Annotated in this window: 2 protein-coding genes; one reads left to right on the plus strand and one right to left on the minus strand. The window is 70.8% G+C overall.

The window, feature by feature from the left end; all coding sequences use genetic code 11:
- The coding region (locus VF665_RS25765; protein ID WP_331056372.1) for a hypothetical protein at positions 1-1,319 on the minus strand (1,319 nt) is incomplete at its 3' end.
- A gap of 646 nt (positions 1,320-1,965) precedes the next feature.
- Here VF665_RS25765 and VF665_RS25770 point away from each other — a divergent pair.
- The coding region (locus tag VF665_RS25770; protein WP_331056373.1) for a DUF4384 domain-containing protein at positions 1,966-2,813 on the plus strand (848 nt) is incomplete at its 3' end.

Below are 2,813 nucleotides of genomic sequence, written 5' to 3' on the forward strand. Positions count from 1 at the left end.
GCCGCGCCCCCGCGAAACCGCCGCCGCCGGCGGATGCGGCGCGAGCGGCGAAAGATCTCGTGGTCCGTCAGCACGCGGAACGGGGGCTCCGCGTCGGCCAGCACGAACCCGCCCGTGAGCGAGCCGATGGCCAGCTCCACCGCCCGGGCCACCTTCAGCTCGTCCAGCAGCTCCTGCAGGCGCTCCAGCTGCCCCTGGTTGTCGCACAGCACCAGCGAGCGCTCGCCGGCGTGCGCGGCGGCCTTGAGCACCTCGCCCAGCCGCCCCATGTCGCGGTCGATGGCGGGCGGCGGCAGGGCGCGAAAGCGGCTCCAGCGCTGCACCGGCAGGTCGCCCGCTTCTTCGATGAAGAGCTGGGGGAACCCGGCCAGCCGGCGCGCGGCCTCCACGGGGGGCAGAAAGACGCGTTCGGGCGGCTCCGGGCGGGTGCCGCGGCGGGCCTCGCTCTCGTGCAGGCGCGCCACCTCGGCCCAGGTGCGGTCCAGCTCGCCGTGCGTCCCCGACCCGTGCAGGTGCACGATCAGGGTGTCCTGGGGCAGGTAGTCCAGCAGCGACCGCCGCTCGCCCCCGCCGCCCTCGCCCGCGGCTTCCGTCCGCCGCGCCCCGCCAATGCCGTCGGGGTTGCGCAGGTCCACGGGAAGCAGCTGCAGCAGCGCGATCTCGCGGACGGAAAGCTGGGTAAGGATGTCGAAGTAGCGGATGCTTTCGACCTCGTCGCCCAGCAGCTCAATGCGGGCGGGCTCCGGCGAGCCGAAGCCGAACACGTCCACGATGCCGCCGCGCAGCGCGTACTGTCCCACCTCTTCCACGGTGGCGACGCGCTCGAAGCCCATCTCCTCCAGCCGCGCCGACAGCTCGGGAAGGCGCAGCGTGTCGCCGGCGCGCAGCTCCAGCCGCAGGTCGCGCAGCCCCTCCACCGCGGGGGACAGCTCCTGCATGGCGCGCGCGGTGGTGATGAGCACGCGCGCCCGTCCGCTCAGCAGCGCCTCCAGCGCTTCCACGCGGGTGCCGCCGATCTCCAGGTGCGGCTCGCCCTCCTCGTAGGGAAGGGATTCGCGCTGGGGATACAGAAAGACGGAGCTTTCGCCCACGACCGATTCCAGGTCGCTGGACGCCATCTCGGCCTCTTCCGGCCCGCCGGCCACCACCAGCCACATGCGCTCCGGGCGGGCGCGGTGCAGGGCGGCCAGCAGCAGAAGCGGCGACGACCCCGCCAGCCCGGCCGCGACCACCGACTCGCCCACGCGCGGCAGTCCCGCGGCCAGTTCGCGGAACGCGGGAACGGTCTGGATCGAGTCGATCAGCAGCGGATGCGGCACAGCCTTGCGTTGGGGGACCCGATCGGGAGGGCGACCGCCGCGGAGCGGGGCGGAACGCGGGCGCGCCGAAGCCGCGACGCGGCCCCGGCGATGCGTGGGACAATCCGGAAAAGTACCGCGCCCCGGTGCGGGGCGTCAACCGCTACCCCTTTTGCGCCACCCACGCGACTCGCGCTGGGCGCCTGCCGTCGCGTCAGGCGGAGGACGGGGGGGGCGGGGGGAACAGCAGGGAAGGGTCTAACAGAGACACAGAGGCACAGAGGAATCGCGAGATGGGGTTCCCTCGCCCGGGCGCACCCAAAGTCAACGCGAGGTGGGCCGACGCAACCTGCCTGCGTGTCATCGCTTCCGTGTTGCTCTTTCTCTGTGCCTCTGTGCCTCCGTTAGAGATTGCAGTTGCCTCCGTGACCTCCGTGAAACCTCCGTGCCCTCCGTGAGAGACGCGGTTTTCACTGCCCGCCGACCGCACCAGGCCGTCCGCATTCCGAGAACACCCGTCCCCACGATGTGACGCACCGGGAAACGACTGGAGCACGGAAACGTTTGTTCATCAGGCGGGTGCTTGTATGTTGATGGGGACGGCACGCGGAACGGCGCTTGCCGCGCAGCATGGGTGTTGGAACCGCGCTCCACCGGAGACCTACTGATGAAAACCAGACTGCTTGCCGCGAGCCTCACGCTCGCCGCCCTCGGCGCCGTTCCGGCCGTCGCCGAGCCCGCGCCCCTCATGCCGGCCACGCTTTCCGCAGCGTCCTCCGCCGCGCTCGCCCTGCAGTACGACGGCGTGCGCGTGTGGGTGAACGGCGGCGACGTCTTCCGCTCGGGCGACCGCATGCGGGTGAACGTGCGCACCGACCGCGACGGCTACCTGGCCGTCTTTCACATCGACACCAACGGCGACCTCGACGTCCTGTATCCCCGCTCGTACAACGACGACGGCTGGGTGGACGGGGGCCGCACACTGAGCCTGGGCTCGCGCGGGGGATGGGACTACCTGCGCGTCCGCGGCGGCGTGGGGGTGGGCTACGTCTTTGCCGTGATGCTCGACGAGCCGCTGGAGCTGTGGCGCGTCCGCGATATGTACCGCCCGCGCTACGCCGGGTGGGACGCCAGCCGCAGCATCTACGGCGACCCGTTCTACGCCATGGACGAGATCGTCCGCGCCGTGGTGCCCGACGATGCCTACGGCTACGAGTCCACCGACTACTACACGTACAACATCGGCCGCCGTTACCGCTATCCGCGGTACGCCTGCTACGACGGGTACGGGGACTGGTACACGCGCGTCTCGTACTACGACTACGACTCGTACGGGTGCGACCGGGTGCGCATTTTCCTGGGCCACAATCCGTACTATTATGATACGCGCTACTTCCGCGGCAGCCGCCGGATCTACTACGGCGAGTATTACCGCACCCGCCGCGAGCGCGCGCCGCTGCACGGCTACAAGGAGCGCACCTCGGCCAACACGCCCATGGCGCGCAGCGGCTACTC

Source organism: Longimicrobium sp., from assembly GCF_036387355.1.
GTDB lineage: Bacteria > Gemmatimonadota > Gemmatimonadetes > Longimicrobiales > Longimicrobiaceae > Longimicrobium.